The 23,627-nt window shown below is 70.0% G+C and carries 19 protein-coding genes; 7 read left to right on the plus strand and 12 right to left on the minus strand.

Annotated elements, in window-relative coordinates; genetic code table 11:
• Positions 1-1,281, plus strand: a 1,281-nt coding sequence (locus tag FHX50_RS09870; RefSeq protein ID WP_183377040.1) for an ATP-binding cassette domain-containing protein, incomplete at its 5' end; no start/stop codon positions are given.
• Positions 1,265-3,091: an ABC transporter ATP-binding protein gene (locus tag FHX50_RS09875; RefSeq protein ID WP_183377041.1), complete on the plus strand. Its 1,827-nt coding sequence runs from the start codon at positions 1,265-1,267 to the stop codon at positions 3,089-3,091. The genes FHX50_RS09870 and FHX50_RS09875, both read left to right, overlap by 17 nt.
• Positions 3,092-3,158: 67 nt before the next feature.
• Here FHX50_RS09875 and FHX50_RS09880 read toward each other — a convergent pair whose 3' ends face one another.
• The 4 genes from FHX50_RS09880 to FHX50_RS12165 all read right to left on the minus strand — a co-directional run bounded on the left by FHX50_RS09880 (position 3,159) and on the right by FHX50_RS12165 (position 6,321).
• Complete coding sequence (locus FHX50_RS09880; RefSeq protein ID WP_183377042.1) at positions 3,159-3,323, minus strand: hypothetical protein; 165 nt, start codon at positions 3,321-3,323, stop codon at positions 3,159-3,161.
• Positions 3,324-3,422: 99 nt separating this feature from the next.
• Complete coding sequence (locus tag FHX50_RS09885) at positions 3,423-4,439, minus strand: TerC family protein (protein ID WP_183377043.1); 1,017 nt, start codon at positions 4,437-4,439, stop codon at positions 3,423-3,425.
• 216 nt (positions 4,440-4,655) lie between these two features.
• Entirely contained in the window at positions 4,656-5,153 is a 498-nt protein-coding gene (locus tag FHX50_RS09890; protein ID WP_259922345.1) for a rhodanese-like domain-containing protein, read from the minus strand.
• Positions 5,146-6,321 (minus strand): ADP-dependent NAD(P)H-hydrate dehydratase, encoded by a 1,176-nt coding sequence (locus FHX50_RS12165; RefSeq protein ID WP_183377044.1) that lies wholly within the window; start codon positions 6,319-6,321, stop codon positions 5,146-5,148. The genes FHX50_RS09890 and FHX50_RS12165 overlap by 8 nt, the downstream gene beginning before the upstream one ends.
• A gap of 127 nt (positions 6,322-6,448) precedes the next feature.
• On the opposite strand from FHX50_RS12165, the gene FHX50_RS09900 reads away from it, so the two are divergent.
• Positions 6,449-6,895, plus strand: a complete 447-nt coding sequence (locus FHX50_RS09900; RefSeq protein WP_183377045.1) for a DUF2871 domain-containing protein — start codon at positions 6,449-6,451, stop codon at positions 6,893-6,895.
• Between the two features lie 70 nt (positions 6,896-6,965).
• Here the strand turns inward: FHX50_RS09900 and FHX50_RS09905 are convergent, their stop codons facing one another.
• Entirely contained in the window at positions 6,966-8,201 is a 1,236-nt protein-coding gene (locus FHX50_RS09905; RefSeq protein WP_183377046.1) for a MalY/PatB family protein, read from the minus strand.
• Positions 8,202-8,329: 128 nt separating this feature from the next.
• Between FHX50_RS09905 and FHX50_RS09910 the strand changes: the two genes are divergently transcribed.
• Complete coding sequence (locus FHX50_RS09910) at positions 8,330-8,617, plus strand: hypothetical protein (protein WP_183377047.1); 288 nt, start codon at positions 8,330-8,332, stop codon at positions 8,615-8,617.
• Positions 8,614-9,030: a PIN domain-containing protein gene (locus tag FHX50_RS09915; RefSeq protein WP_183377048.1), complete on the plus strand. Its 417-nt coding sequence runs from the start codon at positions 8,614-8,616 to the stop codon at positions 9,028-9,030. Before FHX50_RS09910 ends, FHX50_RS09915 begins: the two co-directional genes overlap by 4 nt.
• Positions 9,031-9,036: 6 nt before the next feature.
• Here FHX50_RS09915 and FHX50_RS09920 read toward each other — a convergent pair whose 3' ends face one another.
• Together FHX50_RS09920 and FHX50_RS09925 are read right to left on the minus strand one after the other, a co-directional pair.
• Positions 9,037-9,687, minus strand: a complete 651-nt coding sequence (locus FHX50_RS09920; protein WP_183377049.1) for a GNAT family N-acetyltransferase — start codon at positions 9,685-9,687, stop codon at positions 9,037-9,039.
• Between the two features lie 33 nt (positions 9,688-9,720).
• Complete coding sequence (locus FHX50_RS09925) at positions 9,721-13,239, minus strand: DEAD/DEAH box helicase (RefSeq protein ID WP_246371009.1); 3,519 nt, start codon at positions 13,237-13,239, stop codon at positions 9,721-9,723.
• A 268-nt stretch (positions 13,240-13,507) separates the two neighbouring features.
• Between FHX50_RS09925 and FHX50_RS09930 the strand changes: the two genes are divergently transcribed.
• Positions 13,508-14,731, plus strand: a complete 1,224-nt coding sequence (locus FHX50_RS09930; protein WP_183377084.1) for an IS110 family RNA-guided transposase — start codon at positions 13,508-13,510, stop codon at positions 14,729-14,731.
• Between the two features lie 212 nt (positions 14,732-14,943).
• The gene (locus tag FHX50_RS09935; protein WP_183377050.1) at positions 14,944-15,402 is read left to right on the plus strand and encodes a nuclear transport factor 2 family protein; all 459 of its coding nucleotides are present in this window, start codon (positions 14,944-14,946) and stop codon (positions 15,400-15,402) included.
• A gap of 67 nt (positions 15,403-15,469) precedes the next feature.
• Here the strand turns inward: FHX50_RS09935 and FHX50_RS09940 are convergent, their stop codons facing one another.
• From FHX50_RS09940 to FHX50_RS09960, 5 genes are read right to left on the minus strand one after another with little or no spacing between them, the layout of a single operon-like run.
• Positions 15,470-15,865 (minus strand): VOC family protein, encoded by a 396-nt coding sequence (locus FHX50_RS09940; RefSeq protein WP_183377051.1) that lies wholly within the window; start codon positions 15,863-15,865, stop codon positions 15,470-15,472.
• Entirely contained in the window at positions 15,862-16,053 is a 192-nt protein-coding gene (locus FHX50_RS09945; protein WP_183377052.1) for a ribbon-helix-helix domain-containing protein, read from the minus strand. Before FHX50_RS09945 ends, FHX50_RS09940 begins: the two co-directional genes overlap by 4 nt.
• 54 nt (positions 16,054-16,107) lie before the next feature.
• The gene (locus FHX50_RS09950; RefSeq protein ID WP_183377053.1) at positions 16,108-17,190 is read right to left on the minus strand and encodes a hypothetical protein; all 1,083 of its coding nucleotides are present in this window, start codon (positions 17,188-17,190) and stop codon (positions 16,108-16,110) included.
• Positions 17,187-20,648 carry a UvrD-helicase domain-containing protein gene (locus FHX50_RS09955; protein ID WP_183377054.1) on the minus strand — a complete coding sequence of 1,154 codons (3,462 nt, stop codon included), beginning with the start codon at positions 20,646-20,648 and terminating at the stop codon, positions 17,187-17,189. Before FHX50_RS09955 ends, FHX50_RS09950 begins: the two co-directional genes overlap by 4 nt.
• Positions 20,645-23,587 (minus strand): PD-(D/E)XK nuclease family protein, encoded by a 2,943-nt coding sequence (locus tag FHX50_RS09960; RefSeq protein WP_183377055.1) that lies wholly within the window; start codon positions 23,585-23,587, stop codon positions 20,645-20,647. The genes FHX50_RS09955 and FHX50_RS09960 overlap by 4 nt, the downstream gene beginning before the upstream one ends.
• Positions 23,588-23,627 lie beyond the last annotated feature (40 nt).

Here is a 23,627-nt window from a genome sequence, read left to right on the forward strand (position 1 = left end):
GCGCTGACGAAGCCGCCGGGCCCGGCGAAGCGCCGCAGCCGCTACTTCTTCGACCTCGCCACCGGGCCCGCCGCCGCGAAGGAAGTGCGGCTGTTCGGCCTGCTGCCGTGGATCACTCCGCACCTCGCCGGGTCGGAGGACTCCCTGCGGGAGAGCTCGCAGGAGATGAGTCTGCGCCGCCCACAGGTCCTTGCCATGCTGCTCGGCCTCGTGGCGCTGCTCGGCACCATCGTCCTGATCATCGCTGACGCCACCGCGGGCCGCATCAGCCCCGGGCAGATAGCCGCGCTCGTGGTCGCGGCCGTGTCCCTCGTGGCACTCGTGGGGCCGATCGGCGACCCGCACCTGCACATGATCGTGTCGGGTCGCCTGCAGCGCCGCATCGACGATCTCGCCCGAGCCTCCCGCCTCGTCGCCGGTCCCTCCCATCCCGCCGCCGGCACCGTCCAGCCGACCGCTGGGGCGCCGACAGACGCGCTGCCCCCGTCGGCCCCGGGCGCCGGCATCGAGATCCGCGACCTCGCGTTCCGCTACCCAGGCCGCGACACCGACACCCTCCACAACCTCAGCCTCAGCATCCCCGCAGGTCAGAGCGTCGGCGTGGTGGGAGTGAACGGCGCCGGCAAATCCACCCTCATGTCCCTCATCGCCGGGCTGGAGCGCCCCTCCGCCGGCACGATCGAGGTGGGCGGGCGGCCGCTCACGCCCGCCGCGGAGGGCAGGCCGACGGCTGCCGTGATCTTCCAGGAGTTCTCCCGCTACCCCCTGGATGTCCGCGCCAACGTGACGCTCGGCCGCCCCGCCGACGACGAGCAGGTCGCCGAGCAGGTGCGGCGCGCCGGCGGCACGGACCTGTTGCACCGCCTGACCACTGATGACGACGGCCTCGGCACGATCCTCGCCCCGGGATTCGAGGGCGGAACGTCGATGTCCGGGGGCCAGTGGCAGCGGGTGGCGCTCGCCCGCGCCCTCGCAGCCGTGGACGCCGGCGCGCAGGTGCTCGTCCTCGACGAGCCCACCTCCGCGCTGGATGTGCGCGCCGAAGCGGAGATCTTCGATGACTTCCTGCGCGTCACCCGCGGCGCCACCACACTGCTCGTCTCCCACCGCCTCTCATCGGTGCGCCGCGCCGACCGCATCGTGGTCCTCGACGCCGGCCGCATCACCGAGGACGGCACGCACGACGAGCTGATGGCCGCCGGCGGCGCCTACGCCCGCATGTTCACCACCCAGGCCCAGCGGTTCCAGGAAGCAGGTGGACACGATGACGACGACGCCTGAGCCCGTCGCGAAGGGCTCCCGGATCACCGCCGTCCGCTTCGCCCTGCGCGAGGCGTGGGCGCTCAGCCCCCGCTCCAGCCTGTTGGCGCTGCTGGAGCTTCTGCTCCGTCTCGCCGAGGCCCTGCAGCCGGTGTTCTTCGCCCTCATCGTTACCGGCATCGCCACCGGTACATGGTCCTTCGCGATCGCCGGCGGTACGCTGCTGGCCCTGGAGACGGGCGCCGGCATGCTGCTGACGTTCATCGGCATCACCCACCGGGTCAGCCTGATGGCGGGCCTCACCGCCCGCTTCGAGGGCCGCACCGCGCGGCTGCTCGCCTCCATCCCCACCACCGCGCACCTGCACGACCCGACGATGTCCGCGAAGGTGCAGCTGCTGCGGGACCTCGCCGGCGGCATCGGCGGCACCTACAACATGGTGCTCAACGCCCTGCGGTGGCTGCTCGCCCCCATCGCCACCGTCGCCGTCGCCGTCACCGCCGACTGGCGCCTCATCCTCGTGGTCCTCGCCGCGGTCCCGCAGCTGTTCATCACCAGCCGCATCTCCTCCATCAGCCAGAAGCACGAAGAGGCCGCCGCCGACGACTCCAAGCGGCTCGGTGCGCTCATGGACATCGCCGCGAGCCGCCCCGGCGGCAGTGAGGCCCGAACCTTCGGCGCCCGCGGGTTCCTCCGGGCCGAACTGCGGGCCGCTGCACAGCGCTGGCAGAGCGTCCTGCTGCGCGGCACCGCCCGCACGTCCGCACTGACGCTCGCGATGGAGCTGATCTACCTCGCGGCAGCCGTCGGCGTCCTCGTCTGGATGGGCATGGACGCCGTCGCGGGAACGGTCAGCCTCGGCGCGATGACGGTGGCGCTGACCAGCCTGTCCGGCCTGCAGCAGGCCGCGGGCGGTGTGCGCACCGCCATCACCACCCTCGACGACTGCGCGCGCTCCGTTGCCCGCTACCTCTGGCTCGAGGACTACGCGCGCGGGCAGGCGGAGGCGCACGCGGGCACCGCGCTGCCGCCGGCCGGCCTGGCCGACGGGATCCGTCTGCGGAACGTGTCCTTCACCCACCCGGGGGCGTCCTCCCCCGTGTTCGATGACCTGACACTCGACCTGCCCGCCGGGTCCACGATCGCGCTCGTCGGCGAGAACGGAGCGGGCAAAACCACCCTGGTGGAACTGCTGCTCGGCCTGCACGACCTCGACAGCGGCAGCATCGACGTGGAAGGGGTCCCGCTCGCGGACATGGACCTCGCGGCATGGAGGGCACAGTGCGCGGGCGCGTTCCAGGACCACGCGAACATCGAAGCGACGGCGCGGGAGACGATCACCGTCGGCGACCTCGGCGGGGACGACAGCGCAGACTCTGCGATGCGGGCCCTGGAGAGGGCGTCGGCGACCGACGTCCTCACCGCCCTGCCGCACGGCCTCGACACGCAGCTCGGCACATCCTGGCCCGACGGTGTGGGCCTGTCCGGCGGGCAGTGGCAGCGCCTCGCCATCGCCCGCGGCATGATGCGCACCGCTCCCCTGCTGCGCATCCTCGACGAACCGACCTCCGCCCTCGACCCCGAGACGGAGGACCGACTCTTCAGGAAGTACGCCGCGGCCGCGGAGGAGACCAGCGCCGCCGGCGGCATCACCCTCCTGATCACGCACCGCTTCTCCACCGTCTCCGCTGCCGATCGCGTTGTGGTGCTCGACCACGGCCGCGTGGTGGAGCAGGGAACGCACCGCGAGCTGATGGCTGCGCGGGGCCAGTACTACGACATGTTCACCGTGCAGGCACGCGGCTACGCACCCTCCCAGCACACCGACTGAGCACAGCGGTGGCGCGGCAGGGTCCGCGCGGCGCAGGGCCGATGGGCGCGGGGCAACCGTCGGCCGATCAGACGGCCACGCCCACCAGAGCGCCGATGCCGTACGTGACCGCCATGGCGAGCACGCCGCCGGCGATGGTGCGCAGCTGGTTGAGGCAGGAGGCCGACGGGACCGCGCGGGCCGGCTTCGACGCCGGAGACGTGGAAGCAGGACGGGACGATGAGGCGTTCATGCCTCGGACGTTATGCGTCCGTGACCCGCCTGGCCAGGCTAGTGAGCCTGTCCTCGCCCGCCCCGCCAGCCGTGGGAGGGTCCCGGAACGTCGCTCAGATCACGCGGTCGGGGTGTCGTCGTCCTCGTCGCGACCCGCCGATGCCACCTGGGGTGCGCGCACGAGAGACGCGATGGTGGCGATGGCCATGGAGCCGATGATGACGGAGAGCGACAGCCAGATCGGGATCTCCGGGATCGAATGGACGAAGCGACCGAAGCCGGAGCTCTCCGACCAGAACGGCGCTTCGTGCGCCGCGTGGATGAGCAGTTTGACGCCGATGAACGCGAGGATCGCCGCGAGGCCGTAGTGCAGGTACACCAGGCGGTCCATCAGGCCGCCCAGCAGGAAGTACAGCTGGCGCAGACCCATCAGGGCGAAGAGGTTCGCGGTGAACACGATGAACGCGCTCTGCGTGATGCCGAAGATCGCGGGGATGGAGTCCACGGCGAACATGACGTCCGTCAGGCCGATCACGAGGAACACCAGCAGCATCGGGGTGAAGACCTTCTTGCCGTTCTCCACGGTGCGCAGCTTATTGCCGTCGTACTCGTTGGAGACGGGGATGAGCTTCTTCAGGGAGCGCATGATGAAGGACTCGCCGTCGTCCTCATCGCCCTCACCCTTGACCTGCTGCCACGCGGTCCACAGCAGGAAGATCGCGAACAGGTAGAACACGCCGGCGAAGCGGTCGATCACCGCGGCGCCTACGAGGATGAACAGGGCGCGGGCGATCAGCGCGATGATGATGCCCACCATCAGCACTTCCTGCTGGTACTTCTTCGGCACCGCGAAGCGCGACATGATCACCAGGAACACGAACAGGTTGTCCACGCTCAGCGAGTATTCAGTGAGCCAACCGGCCACGAACTCGCCGGCGATCTGGCCACCGGCGAAGAAGAACAGGACAGCGGCGAACACCAGCGCGAGCGCCACGTAGAACCCCACCCAGCCGAGGCATTCCTTGACCGAGGGGATGTGCGGACGCTTCACCACGAGGATCAGGTCCACCACCAGGATTGCGACCAGCACCGCGAGGGTGATGACTTCGAACTGCACTGAGAGTGTGCCGCCCATAGGGTTCCTTTCGCCGACTGCACCCGGCGGGACCCACGGCGGGGCCCGCGCGGCGGATGCGGGAAGATGAGGCAACACTACAGGCCGCACCACGATATTCCCCCGTCAGTCCCCTCAGCCGCACAGCTGCGGGCGGGGCGGTCGGCGGGCGGTGTGTCGAACGCCGCGCCGGCAGCGCCGGTCAGGTCACGCGGCCGGCCGGGAATGAGCCGCAGGTCAGGTCACGTAGCGGGTCGGGTGCGCCGCGATGGGCAGTCCGGCGGCGGCATACCCGCGGAACCCGTCTGCCAGGTCAGTGGCGCGGGAGAACCCGAGGCGGCGCAGCATCTCGGCGGTGAGGGTGGACTGGTAGCCCTCGTTGCACATGACGATGACGAGGTCGTCCGGGCCGGGACCGCCCGCCATCCGGTTCGGGCTCGCGGGGTCGAGCCGCCACAGCAGCACGGTGTGCTCCACCACGATCCCGCCGGGAACGTGCCCCTCGGTGTCACGGGTCCACGGGGTGCGGATGTCGATGAGGTGGGCGCCGTCGGTAAGGAGCGCGGGCAGCTCAGCCGCGGTGGGCCGACGGATGCCGGCCGCGCGCTGGGCCGCACGCGCTTCGGCGAGCAGGTCCGCGACCGAGGTCGGTTCGGGCGCGAGCCGGTCCACCGCCGAGGTGGGCGCGGGCGGTTCCGCCGGGCCGGGCGTGTCGCGGGGGTCCGGGTCAGGCACGGGTGTTCTCGGCGACGACCTGCGGGACGAACCGGGTGATGTCCGCGGCGAGGATCGGTGCTCCGGCGGAGGGGAGTTCGGCGGGGGCGTCCCCGTCGGCCCGCTCGTTCGGCGCTGCTCCGTTCGGCGCTGCCCCTCCCGCGAGTGCCTGCGACGCCCGAAGCGCCGCCAGGCCGTGCAGCTCCACGCCAGCGGCGGCGATCATCGCGATGATCTCCTGCGCCGCCGGCGCGAAGTAGGCGCGCGCCTCCTGGATCTCGTCGGAGTTCAGCGCGAGCAGCGCGCCGATGATCGCCGCGAGCACGTCGCCCGACCCGGCCGTGGCGAGCCGCGTGGTGGGCGCGGTGACGGTGAATGCGGAGTCCATCGGGCCGTCGTGCTCCGGGGTCGCGATGTGCGTGGTGTGGCCCTTGAGGACCACGGTGGAGCCGGTCGCTTCGGCGAGGAGCGCGGCCGCTGCCTGCGGCTCTGACTCAACCGCGGCGCGGGGCACGGTGATCGGGGCGGTATCGCTCCCGTCCGCGGCGGTGCGATCCGGGCGTGAGTCGCCTGGGGCGGTGTCGCCCGGGCCGGCGCCTGCGCACACCGGTGACAGGCCCGCGCCGGTCAGCTGCTCCGTGGTGATCGTGCCAGCATCCAGCAGCGCGCTGAGGAGGTCCGCGGCTTCACCGGCGTGCGGGGTGAGAACAGTCGCCCAGTCGCCCACGCGGTCATCGCCGACGATCGCGGGAATCGCGCCGGCGTCCAGCACCAGCGGCAGGGGCCGCGGCTTCGACGCCTCGCCCGGGCGCGGGATGCGGCCGGACGCCTCGAGAACGGTCTCGAACCCGTCGGGTGCAGCGGGTCCCTCGGGCTCCCCGGCTCCGTCGGCCGGGACGGCCCACCCCGACCCGGCGACCACGGCCTGCGAGCGGCCCTCGCCGAGGACGACCTCGGGAGTGCGGGCCAGGACGAGGCGGCCCACGGACTCCGCGCCGACGTACCGCACCATGCCGATGCCGACCCGGGCCGCGGCCTCCGTGCCGATCAGGGCCGCGCCGGGGAACTGCGCGGAGCCGGTGGCGACGGTGAGGACGCCGCGCGTGTACTTGTGGTCCCTCGCGGTGGGGGCGGGAAGGAAGCGCGGCAGATGCTCGGGGGCGGGAGCGGGTGCGGTGGCGTGGGGCATGCGGCCAGTGTACGGCGGGAGCGTCAGCACGCCCGGCTGCGGCCGGACGCGGTCCGGCGGCGCGGGGCCGACGGGTTCAACCGTTCGATTGATCTGCCCCCGCGCCCCGATGCGTAGTCTGACGGGCATGATGAAGAACTACGCTGCCGCAGTCATGTACACGATCCTCGGCCTGGTCTCGGGCCTGTTCTACCGCGAGTACACGAAGTCGATCGACGCCGTCGGCGTCAAGTCCCAGCTGTCCACCGTGCACACCCACCTGCTGGCCCTCGGCCTGCTGATGGCGCTGATCATGATCGCCCTGGACGCCTCTCTGCGCCTGTCCGGCCGGCGCTCGTTCACCGTGTTCTTCTGGGTGTACAACGCCGGTGTCCTCCTCACCAGCGTCATGATGGTGATCCGCGGAATTCTCACCCTGCAGGGCAAGACGGAGGAGATGACCACCGCCGCCATCCCCGGCATCGCCGGCCTCGGCCACATGCTCATCACCGGCGGCCTCATCGCCCTGCTCGTGGCCCTCTACGGCGCGATCAAGGACCGTGAGGTGACCACCGCGGAGCCGGCCGCGCGCTGAGCCGATCCTTCTGCGCATTCGGGCTTCTTCGCGCTGCGGATCCCGAATCGGACGACGGATCGGGCCCCGGTCAGCGGCGCGCGGCGACGGTGGCCGCTGCGGCGCCGGCAGGAGAGGCCGCGCCGGCACGAGCGGAGTCAGCGGAGCGGCCACCGCGGCACGCAGCGACGAGCCGGTCGATCGCCTCGTCCAGCACCTCCCACGACGTCCCGCAGTTGATCCGCACGAACCCGCGGCCCTCACGCCCATAGTCCTCACCGTCCGCGAACTGCACACGGCCGCGCTCACGGATCACGTCACCGGCGCGTCGGCCCTCCGCAAGGTCCGCAGCCAGGGGCTCGCGCAGGTCCGCCCACACCAGGTAGCTCGCCTCCGGCACGTCCGCGCGGGCGCCCGGGATCTCCTCAGTGACGCGCGTGGCCACATGCGCGGTGCGCGCGGCGATGCCCTCGCGGACGGTCTGGAACCAGTCATCACACGCAGGCGAGAACGCGACTTCGCTGGCGAGGGCGCCCAGGTGGCCGACGGCGGCGAAGCCGTCGAGCTCGTCGGGCAGGTGGGGCCCGTCGGCCGCGGTGATGAGGAGGGAGGACTTCAGGCCGGCGATGTTGAAGCCCTTCGATGCCGAGTGGAGGGCGACGCCGCGTCGTCGGGCGTCGTCGCTGATGGTGAGGAAGGGCCGGAAGGCGCGGCCGGGGTGGACGACGGGCGCGTGGATCTCGTCGGCGATCACGAACGCGTCGTAGCGGGCGGCGAGGTCGGCGAGGCGCTCCAGTTCCGCGTCGGTCCAGATGCGGCCGAGGGGGTTGTGCGGGTTGGAGATGAGGGCGACCCGCACGCCGTCGGCGAACGCGGCTTCGATGCCGTCGAGGTCCTGGGCGCCGTCGGGGCCGACGGGGACCTCCACCCCGGTGATGCCGGCGGCGCGCAGCCAGGCGAAGAAGTTGTTGTACACCGGCGGGGTGATGACGGCGCGGGCGTCGTCGCCGGCGAAGTGGCGCAGCAGCGCCTGGCCGGACGCCGCGAGGTCAGGGAATCCGCGGCACAGGCCCGGGTCGATGTCCCAGCCCCAGGTGCGGTGCGCGAAATCGGCGAACGAAGCGGCGAAGCCGGGCAGGGAACCGGGATAGCCGGTGTCGCCGAGGTCGATGGCGCGGTGGAGGGCGCTGCGGACCGGTTCGGGCAGGCGCACGTCCATTTCAGCGATCCACAGCGGGAGCACGTCGGCATCGACCGCAGACCATTTCATGCTGCGGCGCTGGCGCAGTTCGGACAGGGGAATGTCGAAGGGGTCGCTGTGAGTCATGCCCCTCACCATAAGCCGCTTAGAGAACGCAATGAGGGGCCATGTTTCTGCCTGTGACGGAGCGTTGTGGCGGATCTGCGACCATCAGCTCGAACACATATGAGCATGAGCATGTGTATGATCTGGCTATGAGCGTTATGGAACACCGTCTTCAACTGCTTCTCGATGCGCAGCGGCTCGATCAGCTCCGTAAGCGCGCCGCCGAGCAGGGAACTTCTGTGTCCGCGGTGGTCCGCGACGCCATCGACGCATCATTCGCAACGGATGCGGTGGAAGTGCGCGCACAGGCAGCACGCGAACTGCTCGCTCTGACCGCCAGTAATGATGACTCCGAGCCTCCTGTGGCTGCAGGCGAGGTCGAAAGCGTCCGCGACGAGATGGACGCAGAACTCATCGCGAAGGCGGATCGCTGGTGACCTCGCTTTTCATCGACTCAACAGTGCTCCTCCATGCTGTCGGAGGCCCCCATCCGATGCGCGAACCGAGCCGCATACTGTTAGGGGCGGCAGGCGAAAGCCGTGTCACCCTGCACGCAAGCGTTGAGGCGGGGCAGGAGTTCTTGTTCCACCGTATGCGCCGTGTGGGCGGCGCTCAGGCAGCTCAGGAGTTCCGCATCGTTGACAGACTTGTGCTTTGGCATTCGTTCGACCAGGCAGTTCTTCGCAAGTCAGTTGAGCTGTCGTCGGCTGGGCGAATTGGGGGCCGCGATGCCGTCCACGCGGCAACGGCGTTCCTCGCTGGATTCAATGAAATAGTTTCGGCGGACCGGGATTTCGATGGTGTCCCGGGCCTGCTTCGACGCTCGCCAGCCGACGTTCCTGGTTCCTGACGACAGTCAGCGGCGGGGCAGATCCTTCGCCCAGCGGGCCGACGTGCTGCTCACATGCCCCGCCTCGCCTGGTTCGCCTCGCTCGAACGGGCTGGTCTCCCCCGTCGGCTCGAAGCCCATGCGCCGCCAGAACGGCTCTGCGGCGTCCGCGTTCGTCTCCACGATCCGCAGCTCGATCCGGTCGATCTCGGCCCAGCGGGAGATCTCCTTCTCCACGCGCCGGTAGAACGCGGCACCGAGGCCGCGGCCCTGCTGCTCACCGTGCACGAACAGGATCCCGATGAACGCGGTGGAGTCGGTGGGCCAGCCGCGGATCACGTCGGCCACGGCTATCAGGCCCATGCCGGACAGGCCCGCGGCCGGGTGAGTGGAGGGAGTGGGGCGCCCGGCGAAGGCTTCCCGGTCGGGATGCACGGAGGGGCCGACGGGTGCCGACCCCCAGAGGCCGCGCAGATTCTTCGCCGACGCATCCACCCCCGGCGGCAGGGTCTCCAGCACGTCGCGCGCGGCGCAGTCGCCGTCGACGGTTCCGTCAGCCCGCAGGCCGCCGACGCGCCGTGCATAGTCCGGGAACGAGGCGAGCAGCCGCGCCAGGTGCTCGCGGTCGTCGGAGGTGACGACCGCGTAGAGAGGTCCGTGGTCCTCGGGGATGCTCATCGCTCAACTGTAGCGGCGGCAGGGTCCCCCGGCTCAGCCCTCCAGCAGGCCGCGGATGTCGTCAGCGCTGAGGGTCTCGGCGAAGGCGTCGCCGCCGTCGGTCAGGGAGGAGAACAATGCCGCCTTCTTCTGCTGCAGCTGCAGCACCTTCTCCTCGATCGTGTCCTGCGCAACCATCCGGTACACCATGACATTGCGCTGCTGCCCGATGCGGTGCGCACGGTCCACCGCCTGCGCCTCCGCCGCCGGGTTCCACCACGGATCCAGGAGGAACACGTAGTCCGCCTCTGTCAGCGTCAATCCGAAACCGCCCGCCTTCAACGAAATCAGGAACACCGGGTTCGCGCCCTCACGGAACTCCTCGATGACACCACCGCGGTTGCGGGTGGACCCATCCAAATACGAGAACGCGACCCCACGCTGCTCCAACTGTCCCGCCACGCGCCGCAGGAACGACGTGAACTGGCTGAACACCAGCACCCGGTGCCCCTCCGACAGCACCTCCTCCAGATGCTCGAACAGCGAATTCAGCTTCGAGGACTCCACGCCCTCATGCTCCGTCTCATCCACGATCCCCGGGTCCAGCGCCAACATCCGCAGCAGCGTCAGCGACCGGAACACGATGAACCGGTTCTTGTCGATGTCATCCAGCAGCCCGAGCACCTTCTTGCGCTCCCGCTGCAGAACCGAGTCGTACAGCTTCCGATGCTGCTTCTCCAGCTCCACACTCAGCACCTGCTCCTGCTTGGCCGGCAGATCCTTCGCCACCAATTCCTTCGTGCGGCGCAGCATGAAGGGCCGGATCCGTCGACGCAGCACATCCACCCGCTCCGGATGCTCCCCCGACTCGATCGGCTTCGTGAACTGCTCACGGAACGTGATCGGGGACGGGAAAAGGCCCGTCGCCGTCAGCGACAGCAGAGACCACAGGTCGGCGAGCGAGTTCTCCATCGGGGTGCCGGTGATCGCGAGGCGGAACGGCGCCTGCAGCCGCGCCGCCGCTTGGTGGACGCGCGAGGCGCGGTTCTTCACGAACTGCGCCTCGTCGAGGATCACGCCGTCATAGTCGAGGCGGGCGAAGTCATCGGCGTCGATCCGCAGGATCGTGTAGCTCGTGATGAGGATGTCGAAGCCGTCGGCCTCATCCTCCACCCACGTTCCGCGGGCGCGGCGCGTCTGGTCGATGACACCAACCCGCAGGCCCGGCGTGAAGCGCGCCGCCTCCTCCTGCCACACCCCGAGAACCGAACTGGGGGCGACCACGAGGAATGGGCGGGAGGCGGCACCCGGGGAATGCGCGGACCCGTCGCCCCCTCCCCCGCTGGGCGCGCCGACGGGGCCCTCGCCGCCGACGGGTTCGTCACCGGCAGCCTGCCGCTCGCGCGCGTGGGCGATGAGGGCGAGCGCCTGCAGGGTCTTGCCGAGCCCCATGTCGTCGGCGAGGATGCCGCCGAGGCCATGCCGCCACAGGAACCCCAGCCAGGTCAGCCCGTCACGCTGGTACGGCCGCAGCTGCGCGTTCAGCCCGTCGGGGGCAGGCACGTCCTCCAGGTCCGTGAGGGTGCGCAGCCGGCCGACGGCCGCATCCCAGGTCGCCGCCGTCTCCGCCTCCTGCGCGACCGCTTCGATGTCATCCCAGAGGTCCATCTGGTAGCGGGAGATCCGCTGAACATCCGGCTCCCACTCCTGCATCTGCTCACCGGACTGGATGAGTTCGCGCAGCGCATCGAATTCGGGCCGCTCCAGGGAGAAGAACGTCTTGTCCGGCATCAGCACCTTCGACTGGCCCTTCGCCAGCGCCACGAACAGGGTGGGGAACGGGATCTCACGGCCGTCGATGGTGATGTGGAAGCCGAGATCGAACCAGTCGTTCTTCCCCGGTGACTCGGTCTGAGTGACCCTCACGTGCGGGGCGTCGTCGAGCTCCCGGTAGGCATGACGGGTCCCGGTGATCCGCACCTCAACGAAGTCCATCTCCATCAGCTGGTCGAGGACCGTGGTGGTGAACTCGGCGGTGTCCACGCCGTGCAGACGCTCCGTGGCAGTGCCGCCGGCGGTGGGCCACAGCATCCGCACCTGAGCCAGCACCGCATCCTCATGCTCGATCGTGCGGCGCGCCCCCACCTGCTGGTTCATCGGCAGAGTCCGCTCCGGGTCGTGGTACCGCCACGCCCAGTCCAGGTTGAGGGAGTCCTCCTTGCCGTACGAGGCGGTCAGCTCCAGGGTCGCCGGCCGGATCTGCGGCAGATCGATCGAGTCATCACGCGTGGTGACGGGCACGGTGCGCTGCAGCCGCGGGTACGCCTCCAGCAGGAACATGTCACGGTCCTCCGCCGGGATCACCAGAGGTTCCGGGCGCGCGAGGAGGCTCTGCAGCTGGGTGGGCATCGGCTCGTTCATCCCGCCGATCCGGATGGAGAACTTCGGCTGCTTCGCCCGCGTCATGTGGGTGACGGCGAGCGCGCCGTGCGCGCCGAGGGCTCGGCCGATCTCCATCTCCTCACCGTCCATGGTGAGCACGGGACGCAGCGCGAGGTCGCCGGGCTCATCGGGCGCGGCTGATCCGTCGGCCTGCTCCTCTCCAGGACGCGAGAGCCGCAGGTCCACGGCGGCGCGGTCCGCGAGCTCCACGTCCTTCACCGAGCCGAGGCCCACGAACGCCACGCCCGCCTCGCGCGCGCGGTGCAGCGCCTCCCACAGCATGTCGGTGTTGATGGAGTTCAGCCACAGGTGCTCCACGGTGCCGGACACGTGGGAGCGTTCGGATTCGGCGGCGGCGAAGATGCGGTGGAGCGCATCGGCCTGCTCGGGGACGTAGCCGAGGCTGCGCATCCGGAACTCGAAGGTACGCCAGGACAGCCCGGAGCGCACCCAGTTGTTGCGCTTGCCGGCCTTCAGCGGCCGAATCTTGACGAACAGGGGCTTGCCAGCGGCGATGTGCTCCGCTGCGGCCGGCTCCTGCCCCCATTCGAAGGGGCGCTTGTCGATCTTCTCGGCATCGAGCTCGAAGCCGATTGCCAGTGGGGTCGGCTGCTCCTGCTCGCGCGGCTCGTCCCGCAGCAGGGAGGACAGGGCGGTGCGCCACTCCGGGGTGGCGGGCCGCTCAGCGTGCTCCGGGTGATCGAGGTGCCCAGCGTGTTCGGTGCGCCCGGCGTGCCGGGTGGTGCCGGCGGGGCGGGTGCCGGTTGTGGTGTCGGCGGATCCGCCGCGGAGGCGGTCAGCGGCAGCGAGAGCGGCGGCGTCCCGGGCGATGTCGAGGAGGACCGCCGCACTGTGCTTGCAGTCGAGGCGGACGGGGCAGCTGCAGTGCGCGAGTGTGACGCTCCAGCGGGAGGGGTCGCCGGCGGCGCGGCGCAGTTTGATGGTCTGGCTGTAGGGCTGAGGATCGGTCCCCTGGACCATGGCGTCGATGGAGCCGTTCTCCGGCGACCAGTCGGCGTGGAGGACCTGGCCGCGGCGGATCAGTCCTTCCGCGCGCTCCAGCACCGTGTCGCCGAAGCGCCGCTGCAGGTGCGTGTGGTCGATCACGGGCAGGGCAGGGTTCTCAGCCATCCTTCCAGCCTACGGTCTGCGGGTGGCGGGTGCGTGGTCGCATGCCCGTTACCTTGTGAGCACCCCGATGGACGGGGTCTGGTCGCTCGGCCGGGTATGGCTTTGTTGCCCTGCCATTGATGGTCCGGGGGGTGTTGCCGCCCGGTCGAGAGACACGCGTTGACCGCTGATAGGGACACGGCCCAGCTCTGTCTGAGGTCTCTTCGTAACGTGGGTGCCGGCATCGGGTGTCGAGACTGCGGCCAGCAGTGATGAGGAGGACAGCGTCATGAACACAGGGTTCGCGGTCGTGATCGGCCTGGACGTCGGGAAGACAGCTCACCACGCGTGCGCACTCGACCCGGAGGGGAACAAGCTGTTCGACAAGCCCCTCCCGCAGGACGAGACCAAACTTCGCGAGCTGTTCACCCAGCTGCAGAACCACGGCGAAGTTCTGCTGGTCGTCGATCAGCCCAACACCATCGGAGCGTTGCCGATCGCGGTGGCCCGGGATACCGGCTGCACAGTCGCCTACCTTCCCGGATTGGCGATGCGGAAGGCCGCGGATCTGTATCCGGGCAGGTCAAAGACCGATGCGCGGGATGCTTTCATCATCGCTGACACCGCCAGGACCATGCCCCATACCCTGCGCAGCGTCGATCGTGACAGCGAGGTCCTCTCCGCACTGAAGGTCCTTGCCGGCTTCGACGAGGACCTCGCTCACGAGACCACAAGGGCGCTGAACCGGATCCGGTCCCTGCTCACCCAGATCCACCCCGCGCTCGAGCGCGTCTTCGCAGGCGGGAAGCTTTCCACTGGGCTCGTGCTGGACCTGCTGGAGAAGTTTGGCGGACCCACCGGCCTCCGAAGTGCCGGCCGAGGGAAGGTGCTGCGGTTCGCCCGCGCGCATTCACGCCGCGACCCCGAGACGCTGGTCGAGCAGATCTTCACAGCCCTTAGCGAGCAGACCGTCATCGTGCCCGCCACCGCAGCGGTTGAGCTGGTGATCCCCCGAGTCGCTGGCCAGGTTAAAGAGCTGAAAGAACAGCGCGCGACCGTGGCCCACGAAGTGGAGGGCATGCTGGAGGACTTCCCTCTCGCCTCGGTCTTGATGAGCATGCCGGGGATCGGCATCAAGACCGCCGCCCAGATCCTCCTCGCGATCGGTGATGGCTCCGCGTTTGAGTCCGCCAGCCACCTCGCGGCCTATGCCGGGATCGCGCCGGTCACCCGCAGATCAGGCACCTCGATCCGCGGAGAGTTCCCCGCCCGGTCAGGGAACAAACGCCTGAAGAACGCCCTGTTCTACTCCGCCTGGGTCGCCTCCAACCACGACCCCATCTCCAAGGCCTACTACGATCGCAAACGCGCCGAAGGCAAACGGCACAACGCCGCCGTGATCTGCCTAGCCCGCCGCCGCTGCAACGTCATCTACGCCATGCTCCGCGACGGCACCTACTACCAGCCACCGACAACCGCCCCTACCCCCGAGCCGACCGCTCTCGCGGCTTGACTCGAAACATAGGGACACCTCCCCGGTCGAAATTGAGCAGGATGCCGCACGCACGAGGCGCGCCAGACGTGCGTCGTTCTGCTGAAGCTTCTTGCGCTGGGCGGGGAAGCAGGGGCGCCGGGCAGGTGGTGCCCAGGTGAACTCGGGACACTCGGGGTGACCCGCGGCGCAGGCCGCGGGCGACGCTCACGAATGTTCGAGGAGGAGCAGTCATGTCCGATCAGAAGCCGCCGCTGCCGCCGTTCACCGCCGAGACGGCCGCGAAGAAGGTCCAGGCCGCGGAGGATGCGTGGAACACGCGCGACCCGCACAAGGTCGCTCTCGCCTACACCCCGGATTCGCAGTGGCGGAACCGGGACGAGTTCATCACCGGACGCGAGGCCATCGTGGAGTTCCTGACCCGGAAGTGGGAGAAGGAGCAGGAGTACGCGCTGCGCAAGTCCCTGTGGGCATTCACGGAGAACCGCATCGCCGTCCGTTTCCAGTACGAGTGGCATGACGCGGACGGCCAGTGGTGGCGCTCCTACGGCAACGAGAACTGGCAGTTCAACGCCGACGGGTTCATGGAGCGCCGCGAAGCCAGCATCAACGACGTGCCGATCAGCGAGGACGAGCGCCGCATCGTCGGTCCGCGCGGGGACGGCGAGACGGGCGAGATCCCGCTGCAGTGAACGCAGGCCCGCCTGGGCTGCGACTTGGGCACTGCTGAGCCGAGGGGCCAGGCTTCGACAGCGGCGCCTACTGGCCGAGGGTGTACTGGCGGGACTGGAGTTCGTGGTCGGTGTCGTTGACCTGCACGGTGTACCCGTCGGGATCGACGGCGCGGAAGAACCGGCCGAAGGTTTCGTCAATGATGGGGCCGGGCTCATGCCCGGCGTCCTGCAGTGCCCGGTGCAGCGCTTCGAGCGATTCACCCTCGTCGGTGTCGAGGTGCAGGTCGACGGCATGGAGGTGGGCGTCACCGCGAGCCTCGTCGGCGTGATGGATGTTGAGCCGGCCGGGCTGGGGGCCGCCGAGCATGGGGCGCCACCCGTCGGATGCTTCGGCAGTGTATTCACGCAGGCCGAGCAGTGTGTAGAAGTCGGCGACTGCTGCGGGTGCCGCTGTGAATCGGATGGGGCTGAGGTGGGTCATGGTCGGCTCCTTGTGAGGTAGTCGCGCATCGCTTTTTCGACGAAGGACGACAGGGAGTTCTGGTCATCGATGGCGGCGAACTTGATCTCTTTGATCAGTGACGCCGGCAGGTAGACGTTGAACTGCTTCTTCGGGTCGTCCTTGCTGGGTGCTTCGGCCCCAGGCTGGTCCTTCTTCTGCGCCACCATGACTAGTATGCTAGCAATCTAGTGGACCGTGGGCAAGACCCGGATGGGCACGGGTCAGGTGAGCAGGGGCCGCGCCCAGGTGAGCCCGGCGGCCGACAGGTCCGCTGGCAGCGCGTCCGCGGGCAGTGGGCGGACCTGCGCGTTCGCGCCGGTTCCGGCGGGGATCGCGACGAGCGCGGTCCATTCGTCATCATGCGCGGGGTCAAGCCCCGGAACGTTTCCCATCAGCGCGATCTCGCCCCGCTGTGTGGCGTGGGAGTCGATCAGCAGGCGGTCCCCATCGGCCGAGCGCTCAACGACGGCGGCGATGCAGGCTGCTTTGTCGCGCCATGCCGCGGGTGAGTCGTACGGGTTGGACAGGAGCGTGACTTCTCTGCCGCCCTCTTCTGCCTCACCGGTGAGGTCGAGGTCGGGAACGGCGTTGCTGCCGGGCCAGACGAGCGCGGCGGCAACGACCCTGCCGTCCCGTTCGATCACGACGCTGCGGTCGCGGTCATACCCGGGCGCGTCCGGGTCGTGGTCATCGGCGAACGCGTCGAGCATCGTGTCGATGGGGGCCGACGGGTTCCACGCGGCATGCTGGGCCGCGTAGTGCTCGGCTTCGAGCTGCGCGAGCGCCTGCGAATCCCCCGCAGTGGGGGCCCGGTGGGCAGCGATGTGTCGGGCAGCCCAGGCGCGCATCTCCGGGCCGACGACATACGCCCACGGCGGGCAGAGCTGGTACGCGAAACCCCTACGCCGTGCGCTGAGCGCGGTCATGGCGGGGGTGTCGCGGGTGAGCTTCACCGTCAGCGGGACCGTGGACACCGCGATCTGTGCGGCGAGCAGCAGATCCTCCAAATCAGTGCCGCGGTGCGCGTCATCGATCTCGAACACCAGGGTGCGAGTGCCGGGGTGGAACACGTTGTCGATCCCGCGACAATGTCCGACCACGTGTCCGTCGGCGAGGGCAGCGAAGGAGCGGCGGTTGTCGCCGCCCCGCCACCGATCCGGCTGCATGTCCGGAAACGCGTCGGCAACGGCGTGCACATCCGCGTCCGTCGCCGGACGGACAGTGGCGCCGGTCGGGAGGCCCGGTTCATTGATAGGAGGCGTCACCGAGGGCGCCGCGCCTCCGGAGTCGTTCATCTGGCTCACCGCACTATCACCTCGGCGACGGTTCCGCTGAGCGGCAGGTGGATCAGGAGCCGCGACGGCCGCACCCCCGTGGTCTCCTCCAGCGCACGGGCGTAGGTCGCCATCTGCCCGAGGTAACTCTCCCGGATGTGCTGGATGATCGCCGACGGCTCTTCGTTCGGGAACGTCTTGTGGTCCACCACGATCGTGCGGCCGTCGGGGAGGGTGAGCAGGGCATCCATCCAGCCCTCCATCTCCTGCTGCTCGGCGCTCCACCACGCGAGCGGCTGCTCCGTCGCCGTGTGGGCGCCGGGAAATTCACGATCGCACCAGTCCGCCCATCGCTGACCCGCAGACATCAAGTGGTGCGGGGTCACTTTCGCGGCAGCGCGCGGATGCGCGGACAGCCACCGGCGGTGGACGCGCTCCGCGAGCGCCACCTGCTGCTCCTGCCGCAGCTGCGCGTAGGGGGCGGCGAGATAGGCGTGGACTGCTTCGCCGACGAGCTCCCACCGTTCGTCGCCGGACGCGATGAGGGCGGGGCCGAGGCTGGCGACGATGCGCACATCAGCGTCGATCCCGTCCGAGGGCACGCTGCTGGCGGCGATGCGGGCCGGCAGGGACACCTCCATGGGACCGGGGCGAACCGGGAGGTCAGCTGCAGCGATCGGGGACCGCGCCGCACCGTGCCCGCCGACGCGGGCCGTGGAGTCCGTGAACACGCGGTGCACCACCTCCGCGCTGCCGGACCGGCGCTCCCCATCGGGACCCGTCGGCGCCTGAACGGTGAGCCGCCGCGGTGCCGGTGTCTTCCGCTCCCCTGCCTCGTCCCCGGTGAGGGAGACGGTGACAGAGTCGTCGAGGGAGCCCAGCACTGTTTTCGTCAGGTCGTCACTGGCGGCAGTGAGGACGGTGATGAACTTCGAGCGGGTCAGTGACACGTACTGCACGCGCTTCGCCTCTTCCCGTGCCGCCGCCGCGGCACGCTTCCCGGCTTCGCTCGCGGCGATGACGTCCTCCAGCAGCCCAAGACCGGGAACCTCCGGCAGGTACTGGAGGCGTCGACCCTCCAGGGGATGGTGAGCGTCGAACTCGGACGGGCCGCGCGGGATCACGGTGATCGCATCGCGGCGGTGGTCCTTCTGATCCGGCAGGACCGACACCACCACCTTCCAGCCGAGGCCCTTCGCCTGGTGGACGGTGGTGACGAGGACGGCGTCCGCATCGGAGGTGGGTTCGATGTTGTCCGCTTCGGCGTCGATGTGGGCGATGAGCCCGGTGATGCTGAGCGGCGCGTTCTCCGCTTCCTGCCGTTCCTCGTAGTCGGCGGCGAGGCGGCGGAACACGTCGAGGGTCTCCAGACGGACGTCCGGCGACGTCCACGATTTGATGCGCTGCGGCAGGTCGAGCGCGTCGATCAGAGCGAGGATGAGCTCGTGCGGGGTGAGGCCGGACGCTGCTGTGCGCAGCCGCCCCAGCGCGGCGAGGGTCGGGTCGTCCTGCATGCGGCGGAACACCTCACGGCGGGCACGACGATCACCCGCCCCGGGCCGATCCTCCGGGCCGTCCTCCCCGCGGGCGGTACCGAGGTCCGTGAACCAGGTCGAATGCGCGGCATGGTCCGGCAGCAGGGTCACCAGTTCGATGAGGGCGAGGGTGTCCTCCGCGTCCAGCAACGACGCGAGACCGGCCCGCAGCACCTGCCCTTCGCGGGTGCTGAGCACGCTCTGGGCGGATCCGGTCGCGGGGACGCCCCGCTGCTCCAGCGCCGCCACCAGCTCGGGGATCTGCGCGTTCGCACGCACCAGCACCGCCACGTTCCGCGGCCGCACGGCCTCACCATCGATCTCGGGGGTGCGCTCCAGCAGGTCCGCGACACCATTCGCGATGCCGGCGGTGACGACCGCGTTCGACATCCGCGATGCCTCTTCCTTCTCGAACGTCCAGAACTCGGCCCCGCCGAGGTGCTGGATGTTCTGGCGGGAGTCGGGCACGTCGAGGGTGACGTCAGCCTGCGGCTGGTCGTGGAACAGGGCGGAGAACAGGGCGTTGGAGACGCTGAGCGGGCCGAGCGTGGAACGGTAGGAGTAGCGCAGCGGCTTGGCCGCGCCGATCACGCCGGCGTCCACGGCCGCTTCCATCAGGTCGGGGGCGGCGCCGCGGAACCCGTAGATGGACTGTTTGCGGTCACCGACCCACAGCACGTGGTCCACGAGCTCCCCGAGGGCGAGGAACAGGGCGAGCTGGATGGGGGACGTGTCCTGGAATTCGTCCACGGCGAGCATCTGGAACCGTGCGGCGAGGGAGTCGCGGACTCGCCGGTTGTCGGTGATGAGCTCGAGGGCGAGGACTTCCTGGTCCACGTAGTCCATGACGCCGAGGGCGCGCTTGTGCTCCCGGTAGGCGTCGAGGGAGTCCGCGGCGGTGTGGAACACGAGGTCCACGAGGGCGCGCAGGTCGTCGCGCAGCGCCGGGTTGGAGAAGAGGCCCCCGTCGGCCGCCTGCGTGGATGGGCCGTCCTCGATGTCCTCGAATGTGACCGGGGTGATCAGTGCCGTGAGCGGTTCGAACGCGGCGACGATGCGGGTGCCGGGTGCTTTCCCACCCGCGGCTGCGGGCACTTTGCCGGTGGCGGCCTTCGCCCATGCCGCCCACGGCACGGCGTCGAGGTCGCGGCCGTCCTTCAGGATGCGGCGGCGGTACGCCTCCAGGCTCGGCACGGAGCCGACGACGTTGGCAACCGAGCGGGAGTTGAGCTTCGCGCCGTCGGATGGCCAGTGGCTGGGCGGCCCGTCGGGGTCCTCGCAGGCGGCGGCGTCGGCGCGGACGGTGTCGAGGCAGGTGTCGAACATGCGCATCCACTCGGCGCGGGCGTCCTCGTCGGCAACGGGGGCGATGCGGTTCAGCTGCGCTTCGAGCTCAGCCCAGGAGGCGTCGGCCGCGGCCCTGACCTCCGCGGCCGTGAGGTTGTTGGCGCGGGCCCTGTCCGCCACCTGTTTGACGAGCGCTGCCCACGCGATCTCGGTCTGCATGTAGGCGGGGCGGTCGTCGGCGGGGTCGCCGTTGTGGCGCAGGCGGCGCAGCATCGGCATGTGCCGGCCCTCCGCTTCGGCGATGCGGGTGTCGATCGCGGCTTGGAATGCGGCATCGCTGGCGTGCTCGTCGAGGATCCGCAGCTCGGGTGAGAGGCCCGTGTCGATGGCGTAGTCCGTGACGATGCGGCCGGCGACCGAGTTGACGGTGCCGATGAGGGCGGTGGAGATCTCACCGGCCTCATCGACCATGCCGCGGTCGAGCAGTTTCTGCTGGAGCCGTTCGGTGATCTCAGCGGCGGCGCGTTTGGTGAACGTGGTGGCGATGATGCCGGACGGGCTGACCGCCTCACTGCCGTCCTCGGGGGCGAGGCGCGCGGCGATGCGTTCGGTAAGGGTGTAGGTCTTGCCGGAGCCGGCGGACGCGGTGATGAGTGTGCGGTTCATGTGAAGTCCCCCGTCAGGCCGGTGATCAGCGTGAAGTCGTTGAAGTCGAAGCGGTGGTCGTGGAACAGGCGACCGTCCTCGGCCGCAGCGGCGTCCCGCAGGCCGACGGCATCAGCATGCTCCTTGCGGGTCCTCGAGCTGGAGTCGCCGATGCGTCCGGTGGCGATGGCGAGGTCGGCGGCGTCGGACCCGATGTCACCAGCAGCGATGCGGGACAGTTCGAGGTCGAGGGTGGCGCGCATCTTCGCGAACAGTTCCGGGTGGGTATCGGGCCCGGCCGGTAGGTCGCCGATACGGGGGTCGTCGCTGATGAACTCACCGGGTTCGAGCAGGAAGTACCCAGCGGTGCCGTACCCGTCGGCCGGTGAGCGGCCCTCTTCGCGGGAGAGGGCGTGCAGGTAGGTGGCGAGCTGCAGCGCGCGGGAGGTGGTGACGAGGTCGCGGTAGTAGCGGACGGCACGGGTCCATTTCAGGTCGATGACGACGGGGTCGCCGCCCCGGTCGCGCGCGCTGAGGTCGATGGAGCCGATCAGCTCCGAGGTGCGGTGCTCTGCGGTTTCGCCCGGCCGGGTGATGGCGAGGTCGAGGGGAACATGGAACGGTTCTTCGACGCCGCGGATCGCAATGTCCTGCTCGGCGAGGGTGCCGAACAGGGTGCTCAGCGCGTCGACGGTGCTGCGGCGTACGGACTCGCGTTCGGCGCGGGCTCCGGGGAGGGTGAGCGGGCTGGCGAAGCGGGGCGCGAGCTCATCGAACACGGCGGTGATGGTGTCCTCGGTGGGCACCTGCTGGGGGCCGACGGATTCGCGCTTCACCAGGGTCTCCACGACCGCGTGGATGAAGGAGCCGATCATGCGGCTGCCGGCGGGCACTTCGGCGATGTGGCCGCGGCGGATGCCGTACCCGTATTTCAGCACCCAGGTGAGGTTGTCGGACAGCAGGGTGTCGATCTGGGTGAAGGAGAGCCGACGCGGCAGCAGGTGCTCCCCTCCCCCGGGGAGGGTGCGCTCGAGCGTGGTGGGCGGCGTCGGGATCTGCAGCTCGGGCAGGGTGGCGCGGCCGGTGTCGAGGAGGGCGCGGGCCTGGTCCGCGGCGGTGGTGCGGATCTTGGGATGGGTGAGGACCTTGTCGACGTCGCGCCCGTGGAGTTCGCGGTCGTGGGCGGCGATGTCGAGCGCGAGGTGAGACAGCAACGGGTGGATCGCGATGGCCTCCCCGGCGCGGCGCTTCGGGATCACCACGGTGATCTGCTCGTAGGCGCGCAGGGCGGTGAGACGGCCCGCGACCTGCAGCGCGGCGACCTGTTCCACGGGGGTGATGCGGGCGCCGGCGCGGGTGAGTTCGGCGGCTTCGGCCGGGTCCCAGATGGTGGGGGTGGGTCGGGTGTCGTCGATCCCGGACCACCAGATGAGGTGGGTGCCGGGTGCGGGGTCGAGGTGCGCCGGGTCGGTGAGGACGGTCCAGGCGGATGCGGTGCGGGTGGTGAGGCTGGACCGGGTGCTGGGGGCCGACGCGGCCACGATGTCCGCGAGTTCCCTCTCCATGATGGGGCGCCTGCCGCCGGTCGGGTCGCTCGTGGTGTCATCCAGGAGGCGGGTGAACAGGTCGATGTGGCCGCGGATCTGCTGCGCGGCCTCCCGTGCGCCGTCGCTGCGGCCGAGCGCGGTGAGGCGGTCGTTCAGCCAGGTGAGGCGGGCGGTCAGCAGGTCCGTGTTGACGGTGCCGCCTCCGCCGTACGCCTCCTCGTCCGGTTGGAGCAGCGCGGTGAGGTCCCGCGCGATCTGCGCGTGCGTCGGTTCCAGGCCCGCGATGGCGCGGTCCCACGCGGTCATGTCATCGGCGTCAGCGGCGTCATCGCCGGCCGCAGGGGCTGAGGCTCCCGCGGCCCCCGCGGCAGCAGCGGGCTGCACACCGGGCTCCTTTTCGAGCGCCCCCAGCAGCGCCCGACGCACCGGTGCCGGCAGAATCCCCACCCGCATCAGGGCGCCGTCCTCATCCGTGCAGGTGATGGTGAAGTCGAGGAACGCCGCGAGGTCGTACACGTCCAGCTGCGGCCGGATGATCGACAGGAACAGCGGCAGCAGCTGCCCCGTGAGCCGGCTGCGGGACGCATCCGCCGCGCCGAGGGTCGGCAGGCCCCGTCGGCCCAGTTCGTGATCGAGGAGGATCGTGGGTGCCCCCACCAGCACCGCCGCAGCCGACGGGCCCTCTCCGTCCGACGCTTCAGCGACATCCGCCAAGACCCGCGCGCAGGCCTCCGCCGCGCTGAACTCCTCCGGCGCCTCGATGATCCGCAGGCGCGGGACCGTGCCGGTGGCGGCACCCGTCGGCCCATTCCCCTCGGTCTCCACCTCGGCATCCACCACCTCGACTCCCAGCGCTGTGAGCTGCGCGAACACCTCCGGGAACAGGCCTGGCAGCTCCGCCACCGGCTCCTGCACGCGAATCACGTCGATCCCCAGCGGCCACGCCGCAGCCGACGCCGACAGGTCCGTCAGGTGAGAGAGCACATCCCGCAGATCATCCGCGGCACCCGGCACGAGCGTGGTCCCTTCCGCACCGTCCGGACCCACCTGAATCTGCGTTTCGATCGCCGCCAGCGCATCCAGGCGCGGCAGCACCGACGGGTCCTGGGGACGAGAACCGTCCCACCCCGCCTCGACCGCCGCATCCCGCAGCGTCAGCACATGCGCGGCCGTGTTCCACGGATCCACCGCGAACGACTCACGGAACCAGTGATGGTCCGCGACCTGCATCGCCGACCGGTACTGCGCGACCCGCACCGACGGCGCCACCGGTGGATGCGCGAGACCCAACCGCACCTGCAGCAGCTCGATCAGACCGCGTGGGCCCAGCGTCAGATCCGCACGCGCACCCTCCGCCGCAATCCGCGGCGCCCACGGCGCACCATCGAGCGTCCACCCGAACCTGACCTGCATGTTCATCCCCTTCTTCTCCGCCGGGAGCCCGGCCGGCGCG

This window comes from Helcobacillus massiliensis, from assembly GCF_014191425.1.
GTDB lineage: Bacteria > Actinomycetota > Actinomycetes > Actinomycetales > Dermabacteraceae > Helcobacillus > Helcobacillus massiliensis.

Bases quoted from the DNA above. Each gene is read 5' to 3' on its own strand.
- FHX50_RS09920 (WP_183377049.1), bottom strand. From the start codon at position 9,687: ATGAGCATCCCCGAGGACCACGGACCTCTCTACGCGGTCGTCACCTCC.
- FHX50_RS09925 (WP_246371009.1), bottom strand. From the start codon at position 13,239: ATGGCTGAGAACCCTGCCCTGCCCGTGATCGACCACACGCACCTGCAG.
- FHX50_RS09900 (WP_183377045.1), top strand. From the start codon at position 6,449: ATGATGAAGAACTACGCTGCCGCAGTCATGTACACGATCCTCGGCCTG.
- FHX50_RS09885 (WP_183377043.1), bottom strand. From the start codon at position 4,439: ATGGGCGGCACACTCTCAGTGCAGTTCGAAGTCATCACCCTCGCGGTG.
- FHX50_RS09935 (WP_183377050.1), top strand. From the start codon at position 14,944: ATGTCCGATCAGAAGCCGCCGCTGCCGCCGTTCACCGCCGAGACGGCC.
- FHX50_RS09905 (WP_183377046.1), bottom strand. From the start codon at position 8,201: ATGACTCACAGCGACCCCTTCGACATTCCCCTGTCCGAACTGCGCCAG.
- FHX50_RS12165 (WP_183377044.1), bottom strand. From the start codon at position 6,321: ATGCCCCACGCCACCGCACCCGCTCCCGCCCCCGAGCATCTGCCGCGC.
- FHX50_RS09880 (WP_183377042.1), bottom strand. From the start codon at position 3,323: ATGAACGCCTCATCGTCCCGTCCTGCTTCCACGTCTCCGGCGTCGAAG.
- FHX50_RS09940 (WP_183377051.1), bottom strand. From the start codon at position 15,865: ATGACCCACCTCAGCCCCATCCGATTCACAGCGGCACCCGCAGCAGTC.
- FHX50_RS09945 (WP_183377052.1), bottom strand. From the start codon at position 16,053: ATGGTGGCGCAGAAGAAGGACCAGCCTGGGGCCGAAGCACCCAGCAAG.
- FHX50_RS09910 (WP_183377047.1), top strand. From the start codon at position 8,330: ATGAGCGTTATGGAACACCGTCTTCAACTGCTTCTCGATGCGCAGCGG.
- FHX50_RS09875 (WP_183377041.1), top strand. From the start codon at position 1,265: ATGACGACGACGCCTGAGCCCGTCGCGAAGGGCTCCCGGATCACCGCC.
- FHX50_RS09955 (WP_183377054.1), bottom strand. From the start codon at position 20,648: ATGAACCGCACACTCATCACCGCGTCCGCCGGCTCCGGCAAGACCTAC.
- FHX50_RS09930 (WP_183377084.1), top strand. From the start codon at position 13,508: ATGAACACAGGGTTCGCGGTCGTGATCGGCCTGGACGTCGGGAAGACA.
- FHX50_RS09960 (WP_183377055.1), bottom strand. From the start codon at position 23,587: ATGCAGGTCAGGTTCGGGTGGACGCTCGATGGTGCGCCGTGGGCGCCG.